Annotated in this window: 22 protein-coding genes and 1 tRNA gene; 17 read left to right on the top strand and 6 right to left on the bottom strand. The window is 55.8% G+C overall.

The features are described 5' to 3' along the window. Position 1 precedes the first annotated feature (1 nt). The 6 genes from FO268_RS10605 (at position 2) to FO268_RS10580 (ending at position 4,977) form a co-directional block, all read left to right on the top strand. Positions 2 to 925, top strand: coding sequence for a DUF1365 domain-containing protein (locus tag FO268_RS10605; RefSeq protein WP_150992718.1), 924 nt, complete (start codon positions 2 to 4; stop codon positions 923 to 925). Next, positions 913 to 2,184 (top strand): SAM-dependent methyltransferase, encoded by a 1,272-nt coding sequence (locus FO268_RS10600; RefSeq protein WP_150992716.1) that lies wholly within the window; start codon positions 913 to 915, stop codon positions 2,182 to 2,184. Before FO268_RS10605 ends, FO268_RS10600 begins: the two co-directional genes overlap by 13 nt. Continuing rightward, entirely contained in the window at positions 2,181 to 2,696 is a 516-nt protein-coding gene (locus tag FO268_RS10595; RefSeq protein WP_150992714.1) for a DUF2878 domain-containing protein, read from the top strand. The genes FO268_RS10600 and FO268_RS10595 overlap by 4 nt, the downstream gene beginning before the upstream one ends. Continuing rightward, complete coding sequence (locus FO268_RS10590; protein WP_150992712.1) at positions 2,693 to 3,427, top strand: hypothetical protein; 735 nt, start codon at positions 2,693 to 2,695, stop codon at positions 3,425 to 3,427. Before FO268_RS10595 ends, FO268_RS10590 begins: the two co-directional genes overlap by 4 nt. Before the next feature lie 88 nt (positions 3,428 to 3,515). Beyond that, complete coding sequence (gene xthA, locus FO268_RS10585) at positions 3,516 to 4,328, top strand: exodeoxyribonuclease III (RefSeq protein WP_150992710.1); 813 nt, start codon at positions 3,516 to 3,518, stop codon at positions 4,326 to 4,328. 19 nt (positions 4,329 to 4,347) lie between these two features. Next, positions 4,348 to 4,977, top strand: a complete 630-nt coding sequence (locus FO268_RS10580) for a TetR/AcrR family transcriptional regulator (protein ID WP_150992708.1) — start codon at positions 4,348 to 4,350, stop codon at positions 4,975 to 4,977. A gap of 23 nt (positions 4,978 to 5,000) precedes the next feature. Here FO268_RS10580 and FO268_RS10575 read toward each other — a convergent pair whose 3' ends face one another. Continuing rightward, a complete protein-coding gene (locus FO268_RS10575) occupies positions 5,001 to 5,420 on the bottom strand; it encodes a phasin family protein (RefSeq protein ID WP_150992706.1) in 420 nt (139 codons plus the stop codon). Positions 5,421 to 5,822: 402 nt separating this feature from the next. On the opposite strand from FO268_RS10575, the gene FO268_RS10570 reads away from it, so the two are divergent. The 4 genes from FO268_RS10570 (at position 5,823) to hemH (ending at position 8,371) form a co-directional block, all read left to right on the top strand. Beyond that, positions 5,823 to 6,263 carry a YeeE/YedE family protein gene (locus FO268_RS10570; RefSeq protein ID WP_150992704.1) on the top strand — a complete coding sequence of 147 codons (441 nt, stop codon included), beginning with the start codon at positions 5,823 to 5,825 and terminating at the stop codon, positions 6,261 to 6,263. A 3-nt stretch (positions 6,264 to 6,266) separates the two neighbouring features. Continuing rightward, entirely contained in the window at positions 6,267 to 6,692 is a 426-nt protein-coding gene (locus FO268_RS10565; protein WP_150992702.1) for a YeeE/YedE family protein, read from the top strand. A 94-nt stretch (positions 6,693 to 6,786) separates the two neighbouring features. Continuing rightward, positions 6,787 to 7,218 (top strand): TIGR01244 family sulfur transferase, encoded by a 432-nt coding sequence (locus FO268_RS10560; RefSeq protein WP_150992700.1) that lies wholly within the window; start codon positions 6,787 to 6,789, stop codon positions 7,216 to 7,218. Between the two features lie 43 nt (positions 7,219 to 7,261). Further along, positions 7,262 to 8,371, top strand: coding sequence for a ferrochelatase (gene hemH, locus FO268_RS10555; protein WP_150992698.1), 1,110 nt, complete (start codon positions 7,262 to 7,264; stop codon positions 8,369 to 8,371). A 10-nt stretch (positions 8,372 to 8,381) separates the two neighbouring features. Here the strand turns inward: hemH and FO268_RS10550 are convergent, their stop codons facing one another. After that, the gene (locus FO268_RS10550; protein WP_150992696.1) at positions 8,382 to 8,594 is read right to left on the bottom strand and encodes a hypothetical protein; all 213 of its coding nucleotides are present in this window, start codon (positions 8,592 to 8,594) and stop codon (positions 8,382 to 8,384) included. Between the two features lie 131 nt (positions 8,595 to 8,725). Continuing rightward, a tRNA-Ser gene (locus FO268_RS10545) sits at positions 8,726 to 8,816 on the bottom strand. Positions 8,817 to 9,082: 266 nt separating this feature from the next. Between FO268_RS10545 and FO268_RS10540 the strand changes: the two genes are divergently transcribed. Genes FO268_RS10540 through FO268_RS10520 form a run of 5 tightly spaced genes read left to right on the top strand, consistent with a single transcriptional unit; the run spans position 9,083 to position 11,215 of the window. Beyond that, positions 9,083 to 9,799: a Bax inhibitor-1/YccA family protein gene (locus FO268_RS10540; protein ID WP_150992694.1), complete on the top strand. Its 717-nt coding sequence runs from the start codon at positions 9,083 to 9,085 to the stop codon at positions 9,797 to 9,799. 8 nt (positions 9,800 to 9,807) lie between these two features. Beyond that, positions 9,808 to 10,239 carry a sulfurtransferase complex subunit TusD gene (gene tusD, locus FO268_RS10535; protein WP_225316605.1) on the top strand — a complete coding sequence of 144 codons (432 nt, stop codon included), beginning with the start codon at positions 9,808 to 9,810 and terminating at the stop codon, positions 10,237 to 10,239. Between the two features lie 2 nt (positions 10,240 to 10,241). After that, positions 10,242 to 10,592, top strand: coding sequence for a DsrE family protein (locus FO268_RS10530; RefSeq protein WP_150992690.1), 351 nt, complete (start codon positions 10,242 to 10,244; stop codon positions 10,590 to 10,592). Between the two features lie 11 nt (positions 10,593 to 10,603). Beyond that, positions 10,604 to 10,885, top strand: a complete 282-nt coding sequence (gene tusB, locus FO268_RS10525; protein ID WP_150992688.1) for a sulfurtransferase complex subunit TusB — start codon at positions 10,604 to 10,606, stop codon at positions 10,883 to 10,885. Positions 10,886 to 10,888: 3 nt separating this feature from the next. Beyond that, complete coding sequence (locus FO268_RS10520; RefSeq protein WP_150992686.1) at positions 10,889 to 11,215, top strand: TusE/DsrC/DsvC family sulfur relay protein; 327 nt, start codon at positions 10,889 to 10,891, stop codon at positions 11,213 to 11,215. On the opposite strand, the gene FO268_RS10515 is transcribed toward FO268_RS10520, so the two are convergent. From FO268_RS10515 to nfuA, 3 genes are all read right to left on the bottom strand, one after another. Continuing rightward, the gene (locus tag FO268_RS10515; RefSeq protein WP_150992684.1) at positions 11,210 to 11,539 is read right to left on the bottom strand and encodes a hypothetical protein; all 330 of its coding nucleotides are present in this window, start codon (positions 11,537 to 11,539) and stop codon (positions 11,210 to 11,212) included. The genes FO268_RS10520 and FO268_RS10515 overlap by 6 nt on opposite strands. Positions 11,540 to 11,591: 52 nt before the next feature. Then, on the bottom strand, positions 11,592 to 12,791 hold the full coding sequence (locus FO268_RS10510) for a hypothetical protein (RefSeq protein WP_191966942.1): 1,200 nt from the start codon (positions 12,789 to 12,791) through the stop codon (positions 11,592 to 11,594). 250 nt (positions 12,792 to 13,041) lie between these two features. Further along, the gene (nfuA, locus tag FO268_RS10505) at positions 13,042 to 13,629 is read right to left on the bottom strand and encodes a Fe-S biogenesis protein NfuA (RefSeq protein WP_150992682.1); all 588 of its coding nucleotides are present in this window, start codon (positions 13,627 to 13,629) and stop codon (positions 13,042 to 13,044) included. Between the two features lie 184 nt (positions 13,630 to 13,813). On the opposite strand from nfuA, the gene metH reads away from it, so the two are divergent. Both metH and FO268_RS10495 read left to right on the top strand, forming a co-directional pair. Continuing rightward, complete coding sequence (gene metH / locus FO268_RS10500; RefSeq protein WP_150992680.1) at positions 13,814 to 17,521, top strand: methionine synthase; 3,708 nt, start codon at positions 13,814 to 13,816, stop codon at positions 17,519 to 17,521. 41 nt (positions 17,522 to 17,562) lie between these two features. Continuing rightward, positions 17,563 to 17,796 (top strand): DUF2970 domain-containing protein, encoded by a 234-nt coding sequence (locus FO268_RS10495; RefSeq protein ID WP_191966941.1) that lies wholly within the window; start codon positions 17,563 to 17,565, stop codon positions 17,794 to 17,796. Positions 17,797 to 18,026: the final 230 nt, after the last annotated feature.

The following is an 18,026-nucleotide window of genomic DNA, read 5'->3' as shown; positions in this document are numbered from 1 at the left end:
CATGAATGCTGCCGTGCAAGATACGCTGATCGGCAATCGCCTCCACAGCCAGTGGCTGGAAGGGACCATTCGCCATCGGCGTATGACACCTGTCCGCCATGAGTTCAGCTACAGCACCGGCATGCTGGCGCTGGATCTGCGTGAATGGCAAACAGTGACCCACATAAGCCCGCTGTTTTCGCTTGAAAAATTCAACTGGCTTTCACTCCGCCGCCGGGACTACTTCCAGCCAGAGAAAGACAACCTGTTGCAGGCCGTGACCAACCAGGTTCAGAGCGCTACAGGATGGAAACCGGACGGGCCGGTGGAGCTTATAACCCACCCCCGTTATTTCGGCTATGTATTCAACCCGGTCAGCTTCTACTTCTGCTACAACGCCGGTGAAACGCCCGGTAATGGCGCGGTCCCCCGGGTTATTCTGGCGCAGATTACCAATACCCCCTGGAAAGACCGCCATGTCTATTGCCTGGAAAGCACAGGCGTCGAGCCAACCAGTGCCGGTTGGCGCACTGAACGTTTCGGATTCAGTAAACGCTTCCACGTATCGCCCTTCAATCCGATGGACCAGCATTACCAATGGACCTTCAGCTTCCGGGGGCCTGAGGTTCGCATTCACATGAACGTCTTCCAGGACGACCGTAAACATTTTGATGCCACCCTGGTGGTCCGGCGTACCCCCCTGGATCGTAAAGAACTTCATCGAAGCCTCAGGCAGTTTCCCCTCGAAGCGCTCAAGGTGGTGGGTGGTATTTACTGGCACGCGCTGAAACTTAAGCTCAAGGGCGTGCCCTTTTTCACCCACCCCGACAAGCTTCCCGAGCGCGACCCTGCCCACAGGCTCGGAAGCGATGATTCCGGCCTGGACATTACCGAGGCCACAGACCGAACAAAGACAAGCGGAAAGGTAAGCTCATGGAGAACCTGAACACCTCACTCGAATCCACAGGCGCAGGTAGCCAAGTGCCGCTGACCAGCCGGGTGGCCCGTCGCCTCGTGTGCCAGCAATTGTCATTGCTGAAAGATGGCTCCCTGACGATCCGTGAGGCCGGCCAGCCAACCATGAGTTTTGGTGATGGCGATATGCGCCATGAGCCGGCGGAGCTGATTATCCACGACAGCAGCACCTGGAAGGACCTGCTGACCGGCGGCAGCGTCGGTGCAGCAGAGTCGTATGTGGCGGACGATTGGTCAACGCCGGACCTGGTGGCGCTGTTACGCTTCTTTACCCGCAACGTTGACCGGATGAACGAATTTGAAGACAAGTTCAGCTGGATTACCAAACCGGCGCTGAAAGGGTTGCACTGGCTGAACCGTAACACCAAAGAGGGTTCCCGCAAGAATATCAGTGCCCATTACGACCTGGGCAACGGCCTGTTCGAGACCTTCCTCGACCCCACTATGATGTACTCGTCCGCTATCTATCCGCGCCTGGAGGCGACTCTTGAGGAGGCAGCGGTGCATAAACTGGACACCATCTGCCGTAAGCTTGATCTGCAGCCTGGTGACCGTGTAATGGAAATCGGAACCGGCTGGGGAGGCTTTGCGATTCACGCCGCGAAGCACTTCGGGTGCCACGTAACCACCACCACGATCTCACGTGAGCAGCTTGAACTGGCGAACGAGAAGGTGAAAGCAGAAGGTCTGGAAGACAGGATCACCCTGTTGTTTGAAGACTACAGAGACCTGGAAGGCCAGTTCGACAAGCTGGTGTCCATCGAGATGATAGAAGCCGTCGGCCCGCAATTCCTGGACAGCTATTTTTCCCAGATCAGCCGACTGCTGAGACCGGACGGGCTGGCATTGATCCAGGCCATCAATATGCCAGAACAACGCTATCTGCGTGCATTGAAGAACGTGGACTTTATCCAGAGATTCATCTTCCCGGGCAGTTTTATCCCTTCGTTTGGCGCCATCCTGGGCTCCGTGCGCACCGGCTCCGACCTTGTAATGACCCACGCAGAGGATATCGGCTTCCACTACGCACGGACTCTGCACGACTGGTGTGAGCGGTTCATGGCAAACCGCGAGAAGATTGAAAGCCAGGGGTACGATGACGCCTTCCGCAGGCTCTGGCATTTCTACTTTGCCTACTGTGAGGCCGGATTCAGCGAAAGGGCCATTGGCGTGTCCCAGATAGTATTTGCCAAGCCCGGCAATAAACGCGCGAATATCCTCAGCGTATGATTCAGTCAGAGACGGTTCGCAACACCATCAATTTCGTGCTGTTCCAGGCAGGCTGGTTCATCTGCGTTCTTTACCCGGGCCTTCCTGCTGCGGGCTTCGTGTTGCTGCTGGTTGCCTTTCATCTGGCTTTTATCAGCCGGCACCGGTTTGCCGAACTGCAGTTTATCGGCGCCGGGGCCGTGCTTGGCGGCGTGCTCGATGGCATCTGGTTCCAGACCGGCATCCTTGATGACGGAAGCACTGTACTCACGCCGGTGTGGTTGGTCGGGATCTGGGCAATATTCATGACAACACTCTCCCATTCCCTGTCATGGATCAGCAGCAAAGCCTGGCTCCCGTTCGTATGTGCCCCCGTCGCCGGCCCATTCGCCTACTGGTCGGCGAGCAAACTTGGGGCCGTTGAGCTGCCCGACCTGACCCTGTCACTGATGGCACTGGCGGTCGGCTGGCTGGTGGTGTTTCCGGCCCTGCTCTACCTGCGCAAATCCCTGTACCCGGAGCTGGTCCGATGAAACGAACAGCCATCGTTATTGCGTGCTACTTTTCTTCGCTTTCAGTCATGGCGGCCGAAGTACGATTTACCGGTGAAGCCACCGCGTTCGACGATGACAGGGTTATCTACGAAGAACGCCACGTGGTAGAAGGCGAGTGTGCAGATGGACTGTTCCGGCCCGGCGCCCAAACCGTCAGGTACGTACGCAGCGGCGACCGTGAATTTGCAGAGAAGAAACTGACCTATGACGAGTCGGTATTGCGTCCGACCGTCGAGTTCCGCCAGCCGGATTTCAATGAGGTCATGAACATCACCAACCTGGACGATAACGAGCTGCAGATTGAATGGCAGCCCCCGGGCGGCGGCACCGAAAACCATACGGTAGAGGTTACTGAGGCGCTGGTAGCAGACGCAGGATTTGATCACCTTGTGCGGGAGCACTGGCCGGCCATTACTGCCGGTGAGACAGTGGAGTTTGATTTCCTCGCACCCACCCGCGGCAAGGCCTACGGGTTTGTTCTTGAGCCGGCAGATGACGAGCGTATCAGTGCTGCCCATACGTTACGGATCAAGCCTTCCGGCACCATATTGAGCTTCCTGGTGGACCCCATCCTGCTGGGCTACAACGAGCAGGGCCTGCTGACCGACTACGTGGGGCTGACCAATATCCGCAAGGATAAAGACACCAACTACACCGCTCATATCCGCTATAGTGTGGAAACCACCCCGGATTGTGAACTGACCCGCTGAATCCGTCCTCACAGCCAACGCGGACACCCCGGCCTGTTATGATAGACTTTCTGCTTTCCGACATATCTACGACAGAGAGTTTCCGCCGATGATGTTCGTTTCCTTCAACGTCAACAGTATCCGCACCCGGCTACATCAGCTTGAGGCCGTCATCAAAGAGTTCAACCCGGATGTCATCGGCCTCCAGGAAACCAAGGTGAGCGACGAGCATTTCCCGGTGGAGGCTATCCGGGAGCTGGGTTACCACGTTCACTTTCACGGCCAGAAAACCCATTACGGTGTCGCCCTGTTATCGCGCCAGGAACCGGACAGCGTTCAGAAAGGTTATCCGTGGGACGGGGAAGACTCCCAGCGCAGACTGGTAACAGGCCACTTCACCGTGAATGGGCAGAAGTTGACGGTAATTAACGGCTATTTCCCTCAGGGTGAAAGCCGGGACCATCCCGTCAAGTTCCCGGCCAAAGAGAAGTTCTATGCCGACCTGATGCGTTATCTGGACGAGCTCAAGGCGTCTGGCAACCAGATAGTGGTGATGGGCGACATGAACATTTCCCCCACCGACCTGGATATAGGTATCGGTGCCGACAATGCCAAACGCTGGCTGCGCACGGGCAAGTGCAGCTTCCTTCCGGAAGAGCGGGAATGGCTCGGACAGGTGGAAGGTCGCGGGTTTACCGATGTATTCCGCTATCTGCACCCCCAGGAGTCCGACACCTTCAGCTGGTTTGATTATCGCAGCAAAGGGTTTGAGCGGGACCCGCGCCGGGGCCTGAGAATCGACCTGATCATGGCCAGTGACAACCTTCTCCCCAAGGCGAAGGAAGCCGGGGTGAGCTACGACATTCGTGCCATGGAGCGGCCGTCGGACCATTGTCCGGTGTGGGCCAGCTTCGACATCTGATCCTCTTCCAGGCCGCGTCATGAAAAAAATTAAAACCCGCGACCGCATTCTGGAAGCCAGCCTGATGCTGTTCAACAGTATTGGAGAGCCTAACGTCACGACCCTGCTGATATCTGACGAGCTGGACATTTCTCCCGGTAATCTTTACTACCATTTCAAGAGTAAAGGCGACATTGTCGGAGAGCTGTTCAGCCGTTACGAGCACGAGATGCTCGACCTCCTGGCAGTGCCTGGAGACGCCGATATCAGCCTGGACCAGCAGAGTTTTTTCCTGCATCTGCTGTTCGAATCCGTTGCCCGTTACCGCTTCCTGTACCAGGACCTGGTGAATGTACTGTCGAGGTACGATCAGCTGCAGACCCGTTTCCGCCGCATACTCAAAAAGAAAACGAGTGGTTTCAGGACGATCTGTGAGAGTTTTCAGCGCCAGGGCATTATGGAGATCACGGAAGGAGAACTGAGCGCCCTGTGCGACCAGCTGACCCTGACCGCGTGTTACTGGAGCAGCTTCGACAGCCTGTCACACCTGGAAGACAGGGAGTCCATGGACCCCGGCCGTGGTGTCTACCAGATGATGTACCTGCTGCTGCCCTATCTGGCGCCTGAGGAAAAAGAGCAGATTTATCTGATGAGTCGGGAGTATCTCTGACCTTCACCCGTTCTCGTGACCGGTTATTCCTCTTCGGAACGGTCTTCGGAGTCTTCCCGTAGCTTGATGAGCTCCGCTTCGAGCGCCTGTATCCGACGTTCCATGGCTTCAATTTCCTCGCGACGATGAATGCCAAGACGTCGTAGTGCACCGGAAACCCGCTCATCGAACAGGTGCTCAAGCCTGTCCCAGGTGCCAGTGGCCTTGTCACGCACATCCCCTACACGGTCTTCCACCGACCGAACGTGCTTCTCCACCACGCCGCGGGTCTTGCTTTCCAGCTGTTCGCCTTCCTGGACCAAGCGCTCAAAGAACTTGCCGGCGTCTTCTTCTGCCTTGGTATAGGCTCCCAGCCCGGCAAGCCAGATCTGTCTTGCAGACCCCTTGATCTTACCTGCCAGTTGTTCGTCGTTTTCCGGCTTGTTCCCGTTTTCATCAGACATGCAAAACCTCGGAGGACATAGACTCTCTGTAGACCATGATTGTATTACAGCAGGCCCCGAAATTCAGTCAGCAACCGGAAATCTTCCGTAACTGCTTTTATACAGTTGGCCTGAAACCCGCACTATGAGCGGCTTTAGTATAAGCACCCATTCAATATGAAAAAATGTGATCAAACGAATCGTTCGCTGGCTTGAAGTGTTCAAAATATGGTCAATACTTCACTGTACCGGTATCCCTGCTGATGCCGGTTTGTCTGGAAGTCTTTCATGGATACTACTCGCACGCCTCTGCCCGGCCATTAGCGCCGGGCTTTTTTATGCCTCAATTTAGATATATAGTTATTACCTAAAGGTATATCTATAGATCTATCGCTTCAAACTTCAATCAAGAGGGTGCGCTGCATGATTGAAATCGCATGGGATAATTTCACCCCGTGGTCGGCTTTAGCGGGCGGAATCATTATTGGTTTGTCGGCAGCCGGGTTCATATTGCTGAACGGGCGAATTGCCGGTATCAGCGGAATTCTTGGTGGTTTACTGGTCCCCCAAAAGCGGGACGTGTTCTGGCGTATTGCTTTCCTGGCGGGCATGTTTGTAGCTCCCCTGCTATGGATGATGACTGCGGAACTGCCACCCATTGAAATCAAAGCGAGCTACCCGGTCCTTGTGGCGGCGGGGCTGTTGGTGGGCATCGGTACACGCTACGGCTCCGGCTGTACCAGCGGCCATGGCGTTTGTGGTCTGTCACGGTTATCCGCACGTTCGTTGATTGCAACGCTGACGTTCATGGTTGCCGGCTTCGTTACGGTTTATATCATCCGCCACCTGATAACAGGAGCCTGATCCATGAAATTCAATCTTGCTTCCTTTGGTGCCGGCCTTCTGTTCGGTATTGGTCTGCTCGTCAGTGGTATGGCCAATCCCGAAAAAGTGCTCGGATTCCTCGATATTGCCGGGCAGTGGGATCCTTCGCTGGCTTTTGTTATGGGCGGTGCCATTCTTGTGGGCCTATTTGCCTTTACCGTGGCCAAACAACGCACCACTTCCTTTCTGGGCTTCGATATGCGTTTGCCTGCTTCAGACCGGCTCGACAAGCGGCTCGTTATTGGCAGCTTGCTGTTCGGTGCCGGCTGGGGGCTGGCAGGCTTCTGTCCGGGGCCAGGGCTGGTCGCACTGGGGGCCGGGAAATCGGGCGCACTGGTATTTGTGGTGGCCATGGTCGCTGGAATGGGTCTGTTCGAGGTAATCGAGAAAAACCGGGCCAGGAACTGAAATAACGCCTCACAACACCGCTGCCCCCTCTGACACCCGGGGGCTCACTATGGCATTATGCATTGGCTTTTCATGACTGATCAGAGGATCTTGAATGGACATCAGGCGCATTGATGAGACGATCTCCGTGGCCCCTCAGTTGTCGGTAGACGACATAGCCGAGGCGGCAAAACTCGGCTTCAGAACCCTCGTGGCCAACCGGCCAGACGGCGAAGAGCCGGGGCAACCCGCCATGGCTGACATTGAAGCCGCTGCCCGGGAAAGGGGTATGGAATGGGTTTATCTTCCGGTGGAGTCCGGCAACATTCTGGATAATGACGTGGACCGGTTCGACGCAATGATCCGGGAGGCAGAAAAACCCGTATTGGCTTTCTGTCGCTCGGGAACACGCTGTACCGTTCTCTGGGCTCTGAGCTCCGCCCGCTCCACACCGGCGCAGAACATCATCAGCAAAGCCCGCAGCGCCGGCTATGATATCGGCGGCCTGGCTCCAAGATTGGCTGAGCAGGCAACGAGGAAGTCCTGAGTCACCTTTCGCCCGGACACAAACGCTACCAGGATCCAGCACCATGCAGTACAAGGGTACCGCCAATTTTCGTCATGACCATCCGGAAAAAATCGGGGTATTGATCACCAACCTGGGGACCCCCGATGCCCCGACCTCTTCAGCACTGCGTCGTTACCTGGGGGAGTTTCTCTGGGACCCTCGTGTCGTTGAAGTACCACGCCCGATCTGGTGGCTGATCCTGCACGGCATTATTCTGCGGATACGGCCCAGCCGGTCTGCCAAAGCCTATGCCAGTGTGTGGCAACCTGATGGGTCTCCCCTTCTGACCCATACGGCGAAGCAGGCAGAGGGTATTCGCAGGGAGTTACAGGCGAAGCACGGCAACAATATAGTGGTTGGTTTTGCCATGCGCTATGGTAATCCGAGTATTCCCAAGGTGCTGGATGAAATGCAGGCTCAGGGGGTCCGCCAATTACTGGTATTGCCGTTGTACCCCCAGTACTCTGCCTCAACATCCGCTTCCACCTTTGATGCCATCGCCCACGACTTCACCCGGCGACGCTGGATACCCGATCTCCGGTTTGTCTCCCACTACCCGGACTATCCGCCCTATATCGAGGCGATGGCCAAACACATCCAGGCACACTGGGACGAGCACGGTCGTAACGACAAGCTGATTCTTTCCTATCACGGTGTTCCCTTGAAGTACCTGAAAAAGGGTGACCCGTATCATTGTGAGTGCCACAAGACGTCGCGGCTGCTGGCAGAACGCCTTGGCCTGTCAAAATACGATTACATGACAACCTTTCAGTCCCGCTTCGGACGGGAGGAATGGCTGCAACCGTACACCGATGAAACACTGAAATCTCTGCCTGGGAAGGGTGTGAAATCCGTTGATGTATTCTGCCCGGGTTTTTCCTCTGACTGCCTTGAAACCGTTGAGGAAATTGATGAAGAGAACCGGGAATACTTCGTGGAAGCGGGCGGCGAAGGTTTCAGTTATATCCCGGCTCTCAACGCGACTCCCGGCCACATCACTGCGCTGACACAACTGATCGAAGACAATCTGCAAGGCTGGAAGGTGCCAACCAACGAGCCGGAGGAACTGGCCAAACGGCTCAGGCTTGCAGAAGAGCAGAAGCAGGCCCAGTATCCGGGCCGGGATTTGTGATCAGAAGTCTTTAACTTCCGGGATCGCTACCTTCTGCACGGCTCCCGGAAGACAGGTCCGGTACCGACTCACAGAACGTACACTCCTCTGTATCCACAGCGGCGCCGCCGGCCTCCACGTAGCGAAGCCGGTGTTTGGCCCCACCCCGATTGGCGGACACCGAAAACTTCCGGTCGTGGCGAACGTCCGGTGTGGGTTGCTGATCAAGCTTTGAGTTCGGCATAAACGAAATCCCCTGCAAATCCATAAGTCCATTATGGGGATGAATTGCGCAGGATCCAACGGGTTTCAGGTTTCAAGCGGGGTTGAGGACACGGGAGAAATCATGGGAAATCAAAGATTGGGAAGAGAAAGTGGCGGTGGGCCAGGGATTCGAACCCCGGGAAGGCTACTAACCTTCGGCGGTTTTCAAGACCGCTGCATTCAGCCACTCTGCCAGCCCACCGTTTTCTCCACAGCCGTCATTGCGACAGCGGGGAGCATGATACCGGAATTCCTTTGCGTGTCAACGCCCTGGCCCTAAGCGACACTTCCCTCCTCGACATTAATTCTATTTAATGGAATCCGGGGCGCCCTTTTCTGTCGTAAATGATTGAAAGTTGAGTATCTGGCATTATGATGGAGTAAGAATTCGGATGCGGAGCCATAATGGGCTCATGCACCACACAAGCTGTTTGAAAAACGGCTGTTAAAAACCGGAGAAGATTCAGAATGGAAAACAGACAGTATAACGTTCAGAAGAGTCAGGGCATCACGATAAACCGTGGCTCTGGCACAGCCGCCATCAGTCCTGAGGCGACGAAAGTTCTGCGCAACACCTATAGCCTGCTCGCCATGACCCTGCTTTTCAGTGCTGTGATGGCTGGCGTTTCCATGTCTATTGGCCTGGGACAGGGTGCAAGCCTGATCTGTATGTTGGGCGCACTGGCCCTGGTGTGGTTCGTTCTGCCAAGGACCGCCAACAGCTCTGCCGGTATTGGTGTGGTCTTCGCGTTCACGGGTCTTCTCGGTCTTTCGATCGGTCCTACCCTGAACTACTACCTGGCCATGTCTAACGGCGGCCAGATCGTCATGCAGGCTCTCGGCGGCACGGCAGTGGTGTTCTTTGCCCTGTCAGGTTATGTGCTGACCACCAAAAAAGACTTCAGCTTCATGCGAGGCCTGCTGGTTGCTGGTCTGGTTGTGGTGCTTGTAGCGTTGGTGGGTTCGCTGGTTGCCGGCATGTTCGGCGTTGACATCGGCGCATTCAGCCTTGCTATCAGTGCGGCTATCGTGTTTCTGATGTCTGGTTTCATCCTCTATGACACAAGCAGGATTGTGAACGGCGGCGAGACCAACTACATCATGGCGACAACAGGCCTCTTCCTGAATATCTACAACCTGTTCCTGAGCCTGCTTCACCTCATTGGCGCATTTTCCAGCGAATGAGCAGTAGCTTGCCAGAGCAGACAAAAACCCCGGCACCTGCCGGGGTTTTTACGTTGGTAATTACCGGTGCGCCCTACTCGTCTCAGGCACCGCAAACAGCCCTGCAGTTTGCACAGGCCGTGCTGGCAGCCGGCAAGCGTATCGACCGGGTATTTCTCTATGGTGATGGCGTTCACCTCTCATCCAGCCTGAGCACGCCGCCGTCCGATGAACTGAATCTGTCCGAAGCCTGGGCCAGTTTTCTTACCGAAAACAATATCCCCGGGGTTGCCTGTATTGCCTCGGCTCTACGGCGGGGTCTCGTCAACGAAGCAGAAATGCAACGCTACGAGCTCACCGCTTCCAACCTGCGCCCACCTTTTGAGATAGCAGGCCTGGGCGAGTGGGTAGACAGTGCAGCTTCTGATTCCCGGGTTTTGTACTTTCACAAGGGAGGCTGACGATGAGCACTCTGATCATTATCGACCAGCCGCCCTACGGCTCCTGGGACGGCCGGGAAGCGCTGGACATGGCGTTCTCCCTGGCGGCGTTCGATCAACCTGTGTCCTTGCTGTTCTGTGGTGCCGGGGTGAACTGGTTGCGCAAGGGCCAGGACGCCGCGAAGGTTCAGCAGAAATCGATTGAGCGGAATCTGTCAGCGGCACCAATTTTTGGCGTGGAAGCGCTGTTGGCAGACAGTGATGCCTGTGGTCGGTATGGTCTGGCTGAATCGGATCTGCTCGAGCATGCGATCATCACAGACTTCGGGCCGGAGCTGACCAACCGTTTCGATCACGTAGCGTTTGCAGGTTAGGAGTTGAACCGATGATTTCATTTAAAACCCTGCACATCCTCAACAAACCGCCGGAGCACAGCCGCTTCAGCTTGTGCCTCGCTGCCATCGGGCCTGAGGATGGATTGCTGCTCACCGAAAACGGCGTGCTGGCTGTCACCCAGCGGTTGGCTATCCACCGGGAGCGCTGCTTTGCGCTGGCGCCGGATCTGGAAGCCCGGGGACTGTCAGCGCATTTGAGCAGCGACCAGACGGTGTCATTCGATGGCATGGTAGGCTTGGCCGCATCTGCACAAAACGTCATTAGCTGGTGAACCATGAGTGACATCCCGATGCCGGAACGAAACAATGAAGGTTTTCTGGAAAGTGCCGAGCACTGGAATCCGAAAGTTGCGGAGGTTATCGCGCGGGAAGACGGCATCAACCTAAGCGATAATCACTGGGAAATCATCAGGTTTCTGCGGGTTTTTTACAAACAACATGAAATCTCACCGCCTTCCAACCGTCTCTTCGTAAAGGCAGTGAAAGAGGCGTTTGGCGAGGCAAAAGGCAACAGTATCTATCTGATGCAGCTGTTCCCCGGCACCCCGGCCAAGACCGCCTGCCGCATTGCCGGCCTGCCCAGGCCCACCAACTGCCTATAGGTCGTTACGGGGCTTTTTCTCCTGGCCCGGCACATCGCCAAGGAAACTGCTCAGGCCATTTTCGAACAAACCTGACCCGAAACGAAGAAACTGCCGCGTGGATTCCTTGACCGTACTTTCAGGGAGATCTCGCAAGGTCTCCTCCACACCTTGTCGCACCCCTCTTTTAACGGCGGGCTCTACCTCCCGCGCAGCCTGAATAATTTCGGTGACTTTGCGATCCAGGTGAGGCTTGATCACGACAAACCAGAAAACGGCAAGCGCCGATAGTACCGCTGCAGCGGTTACCAGTGCCTGAATAACGAGTGTCCATCCAAAGTCCATACACTGCCCTCCGGGTCAGTTTCTGCTGGGCCAGGCATTTTTGCCGGCCCTGTCACGCCAATACGTTGTTTAACACCAGGAACTGGAGCCCACCCGCCAGGGCACCCAGCACCCCTCCGACCAGCATGAGCTGAAGTTCTTCCTCACGGAATGCCGGCCTCAGTATGTCCTGAAACTCCGCCGGACCCAGGGATTTCATCTGGCTGGCCAGCACCCCTGCCACGACCGGCGCTCTTTCCCGGTTGAAGGTCGGGTCCGCGAACACGTCCCGGGTCGCCAGCACAGCCTTTTGGTTCATGGCTTTCTTCAGCTCAGTGTAACCCGTCATGCCCACTGTTACCTGGGCGGTCAGCTTCATGACCACAGAATTGTCCAGCAGCGGCCTCAGATGCTTCTGGATAATCGCCCGGGTGCGGTCGCCATGGCTGCCATTGATCATGGCGTCAGCGACCTTCTCGACCGTGATCAGCTCCTCGGCCACCAGCCTGGCCCAGACCTCACTGATTTCAGGCTGGCGCCTGAGAAACAGCCCCTGCACTTTCCAGAACAGGAAGCGCCGAGGTCTCAAAGGGCGGAATATAAGGTTAATGGCGATCCAGTTGGTCAGAAACCCCACAGCAAACCCACCCACCGGCAACAGCCAGGGCTCAGGGTACCGGGCCCAGATCGGCGCCAGAATCGCACCGAGAATACCTCCAATGATCGCTCCGCGATTGATTACGGAGCGGAGCTCCACCGAACCGGCCTGCTGGAATATACGGTTCATCAGGTCAGGGTGGGATTCGAGTTCCCGGCTTAGCAGTGCTTTAAGATCCACCAGATCATTCAGGTCGTCACCAAAGTCCTCCACCAGTGACTCGATCCGGCCCGGTAACTGTTCCCGCCCCCATTGATAGATGCGGTTACGGACAAACAACGGCAGGTTGTCCCATAGTACGGGCTGGATGTCGTACATGACCTCATCAATGTACTCATCCATTCGTGGGCCAACCTGGGAGATCACCTGCTCCACGATTCTCTGGGGCTCCAGCTTCTGATAGACAGCGTTCAGGTCACCAAACTGCTGAAGAGTACGGTCAATGCAGATGTGAGCCATCTTTTCGGCCTTGCGGGGAATCACACCCTGCCAGCCGAAGACGCCGGCACCGATAAAATGCACGGGATAGAACGACATCTGGATGGCCAGCCAGTTGGTCAACCAGCCAACCACAGCGGCCACAAGTGGCACAGACAGAAGTGCTACATCAACCAAGACAAACCCCAGCGTATGAATGGCGAGCACAGTGCAACAGCGCGCCGTTAATTATGAGGCGGGCCTGTTGCCCACCATTTGATTCTGATTATGTGCCTGATAATGAAGTAATTGAAATAAAACGACATTGGCCGTGCCGCCAGAGTACAGACGGTAGCGCGGCAGGCCCGGAGCTGACAAATATCACGCCGGACAAAAAAGAAGCCGGCAATGGCCGGCTTCAGATCACAGTTGTATAATGCGCTTCATCCTACTGATAGTATGCGTTTTCTTTCACGGTGTGGTCGGTCACATCCCGTACGGCTGAGATTTCAGGCACACGTTCTTTCAGCGTCGATTCAACACCCTGCTTGAGGGTCAGGCTCACAGCGCTACAGCCCTGACAACCACCGCCAAACCGGAGTACAGCCACGGAGCCGTCGACAATCTCAACCAACGACACATCGCCACCATGGGCGGCCAGGTTCGGGTTGATCTCCGAGGCCAGCACATACTGGATCCTGTCCGGCAGCGGCGCATCGTCGTCAACTTTGGGAACCTTGGCGTTGGGCGCCTTTATGGTCAGCTGGCCTCCCATCTGATCCTTGGAATAGTCCACATACGCTTCTTCAAGGAAGGGAACCGAATTGTGGTCAAGAAACAGGGTGAATTTACCAAGATCAATCTGTTCGTCAGTCGGCACAATTTCATTGGGCGGGCAGTACGCCAGACAGGTCTCGGCATTCTTGGTTCCGGGCTGGGTCACAAAAATGCGGACACCCATGCCGTCAACATCCTGTTTTTCGATAAGTTGTGCAAGGTAATCCCGAGCGGGATCTGTCACCGTAACCAATGCCATAATTGCAACCCGTTGGTAAGTTTAACCGTATTTTAAGTGAGTTCGCGCCAACATGAAAGACCAAGTAAAATAGTCGGACTTTAATTCGTCCATTGATGAACATCATGACGGCGTGGGACGACATCCATCAATTTTGCTATGATCCCGCGCCATTGAGACAAATACGACTTCCGGAAGTAATTCTATGATCAATCGCACCTCTCGTCTGGACCGCCTGGAACAGCTTGGTACCGCCCTGAAAGAACGCATCGTCATTCTTGATGGTGGTATGGGCACCATGATCCAGAACCTGAAACTGGACGAGGAAGCGTTCCGCGGTGATCGATTTGCCGACTATGACCGTGAAGTCCAGGGTAACAATGACCTGCTCAATCTTACCCAGCCGGCTCTGCTCCGCAATATCCACGCAGACTATCTGGATGCCGGTGCGGATATTATAGAAACCAACACCTTCAACTCAACTCAGCTTTCCCAGGCAGACTACGGTCTGGAATCACTGGCCAAAGAACTGAATGTGGCAGCGGCCAAACTGGCACGCCAGGTTGCCGATGAATTCACCGCTCGCAACCCGGACAAGCCACGGTTTGTGGCCGGCGCCGTCGGGCCCACCTCACGCACGGCCTCCATCTCGCCGGATGTAAACAACCCCGGCTACCGCAACGTTGATTTCCAGACCCTGGTGGACAACTACTATGAAGCGGTTGAGGGCCTGGTTGAGGGCGGCTGCGACCTGATCCTGATTGAAACCATCTTTGACACCCTCAATGCCAAGGCCGCCATTTACGCTACCCAGCAGTATTTTATCGATAGCGGAATTGAACTGCCGGTCATGATTTCCGGCACCATTACCGATGCCTCTGGCCGCACCCTGTCCGGTCAGACCACCGAAGCCTTCTGGAACTCAGTGGCCCATGCCAAGCCTATCTCCGTCGGTCTTAACTGCGCTCTTGGCGCCGATGCCCTGCGCCCCTATGTGGAAGAGTTGTCCAACAAGGCAGACACCTACGTCAGTGCCCACCCCAATGCAGGTCTTCCCAACGAGTTCGGGGAATACGACCAGACGCCGGAAGAAATGGCCGACATCATCGAAGGCTTTGCCCGCGATGGCTTCCTGAACATTATCGGGGGTTGTTGCGGCTCTCGCCCGGACCACATTGAGGCCATCGCCAACGCGGTAGCCAAGTACCCGCCCCGCAAGATTCCCGAACCCAAAAAGGCCCTGCGCCTTTCCGGCCTTGAGCCTTTTACCGGCGACGAAAACACCCTGTTTATCAATGTGGGTGAACGCACCAACGTTACCGGCTCCAAGCGCTTCCTCCGTCTTATCAAGGAAGAGCAGTACGAAGAGGCCCTCAGCGTTGCCCGTGATCAGGTGGAAAACGGTGCCCAGATCATCGACATCAACATGGACGAGGGCATGCTGGATTCGAAGGAAGTCATGGTGACCTTCCTGAAGCTGGTGGCCTCTGAGCCCGACATTTCCCGGGTCCCGTTGATGATCGACTCCTCCAAGTGGGAAGTCATCGAAGCCGGCCTGCGCTGTATTCAGGGCAAGGCGGTGGTGAACTCCATCAGTCTCAAGGAAGGCGAGGAAGAGTTCCTCAAGCGTGCCCGCGACTGCATGCGATATGGCGCCGCCGTAGTAGTCATGGCGTTCGATGAAGACGGTCAGGCCGATACCTATGAGCGCAAGACAGAGATCTGCAAGCGCTCCTACGACCTGCTCGTCGGCATCGGATTCAACGCCGGGGACATTATCTTTGACCCCAACATCTTCGCTATTGCCACCGGCATTGAAGAGCACAACAACTACGCGGTGGATTTCATCAACGCCACCCGCTGGATCCGCGATCACCTGCCCCACGCCTCCATTTCCGGCGGTGTGAGCAACGTGTCGTTCTCCTTTCGCGGAAACGACGCAGTACGGGAAGCCATCCACTCAGTATTCCTGTATCACGCCATCAAAGCCGGCATGAACATGGGCATCGTCAATCCTGGCCAACTGGTCATTTACGATGAAATCGACCCGGAACTTAAAGAGCTGGTCGAGGACGTGGTGCTCAACCGTCGCGATGATTCCACCGACCGCCTGCTGGAGATCGCCGAGCGCTATCGCAGCAAGGGCGGAAAAACCCAGGAAGAGGACCTGGCCTGGCGGGAGTGGCCTGTTGAGAAGCGGGTTGAGCACGCCCTGGTCAAGGGTATTACCAGTTACATCATCGACGACACGGAAGCCTGCCGTCAGCGCGCGACCCACCCCATTGAGGTCATTGAAGGCCCACTGATGGACGGTATGAACGTAGTCGGCGATCTGTTCGGTGACGGTAAGATGTTCCTGCCCCAGGTAGTCAAGAGCGCACGGGTAATGAAACAGGCGGTCGCCCACCTGATTCCCTACATCGAGGCCGAGAAGACCGAAGAACAGAAAGCCAAGGGCAAGATTCTGATGGCAACGGTCAAGGGCGATGTCCACGATATTGGCAAGAACATCGTAGGCGTGGTGTTGCAGTGCAATAACTACGAAGTCATCGATATGGGCGTGATGGTGCCCTGCGACAAGATCCTGGAGACCGCCAGGAAAGAGAACGTGGACATTATCGGCCTGAGCGGCCTGATCACCCCGTCTCTGGATGAAATGGTGCACGTGGCAAAGGAAATGCAACGGCTGGATTTCCACATTCCATTGATGATTGGCGGCGCCACTACCTCCAAGGCTCACACTGCCGTTAAAATTGAGCAGCAGTACAAGAACGATATTGCGTTGTACGTGTCTGACGCCTCACGTTGCGTCAACGTGGCGTCACAGTTGCTCAGCAAGACCGCGAAACCTGCCCTGGTGGATGCTGCAAGGACTGAATATCACGACATTCGCGAACGCCGCAAGAACCGGGGCGAGCGCACCAAGCTGGTGTCATTGAAAGAGGCAAGAGATCGCGCGCCTGACATCAATTTCGAGGGCTATGAGCCGCCAAAACCTGCTTTCATCGGAGTCAGGTCGTTCGAGACATACGATCTCGAGAAACTGCTCGACTACGTCGACTGGACTCCGTTCTTTATTTCCTGGGACATGTCGGGCAAGTACCCCGCCATTTTCGACGACCCCAAGCGGGGTGAAGCTGCGAAGACTCTCTTTGACGACGCCCAGAAAATTCTGCGGCAGATGATTGACGAGAAACGCATTTCAGCCAAAGCGGTTATCGGATTCTGGCCGGCTAACCGTCGGGGTGACGATATCGTGCTCTACACTGACGAGAGCCGTCAGAGCGAACTTACCACCCTGCACCACCTCCGCCAGCAGGATGATAAGGCTCCCGGCAAACCGATGATGTCGCTGTCGGATTTCGTGGCACCTGAGGGTGACGGCCCCTGTGATTACGTTGGCGGCTTCGCGGTGACGACAGGGATCGGCGCGGAAGAATTCTCCCTGGAGTTCAAGGATCGCAACGACGATTACAATGCCATTATGGTCAAGGCCCTTGCTGACCGCCTGGCCGAAGCCTTTGCGGAACATCTGCATGAGCGCGTCAGGAAAGAGTTCTGGGGATACGCGGACGATGAAGCCCTGAAGAATGAGGACCTGATTCGCGAGCGTTACCGGGGTATCCGTCCGGCACCTGGTTACCCGGCATGCCCGGACCACACTGAAAAAGAAGCACTGTTTGAACTGCTTGACGCGCCCAAAAACGCCGGCCTGGAGCTGACTGAAAGCTTTGCCATGTTCCCCACGGCTGCGGTATCAGGGTGGTACTTCTCACATCCCGAATCGAAATACTTTGCGGTGGGCAAGATTGGCGCAGACCAGGTTGAGGACTATGCTGAGCGCAAGGGAATATCCAAAGCGGAAGCAGAGCGCTGGCTTGCTCCCAGTCTCGCCTACGACCCGGCAGAATAACGACTGCCGGACGAGCCAAACCTGATCAGATGGAAGGAAGTATGGCCGAGCAACAGGATCACGAAAGGCAACCTGCCCGCAAAAAGGGGCCGGGTGTTTTAAAAGTCATGCAAAGCATTCTCGCCGGCGCTCTCGGAGTGCAATCGGACAAGCGCCGGGAGGAAGATTTCGGAAGCCACAGCCCCTGGCCTTATATTATCGCCGGGATCCTGTTTACCGTGGGGTTTGTCGTCACCCTGATTGTGGTGGTAAACGTGGTGCTATCCAGCCAATAGGTTTATTGGCCGGATACCCAGATCACAGCGAAGGCAACTGCAAGGACTATCAGCAAAACGGCGGCTACCGCGTCCGCCTGGCTATCAGATCGCATTGTCTTCTTCATAGTCTTTCCCCTTTATTTTGTTATGTGTTTCTTCAAGCACGCCTTTTTAAATCTAGGCGGAAAATTGACATCCGTCCAGCAATATCTCGATTCCTATATCACTCAAATCGATAAACATATTTT

The organism is Marinobacter denitrificans (genome assembly GCF_008795955.1).
Classification (GTDB): domain Bacteria; phylum Pseudomonadota; class Gammaproteobacteria; order Pseudomonadales; family Oleiphilaceae; genus Marinobacter; species Marinobacter denitrificans.
This window is presented reverse-complemented; position numbering and strand designations above follow the sequence as displayed.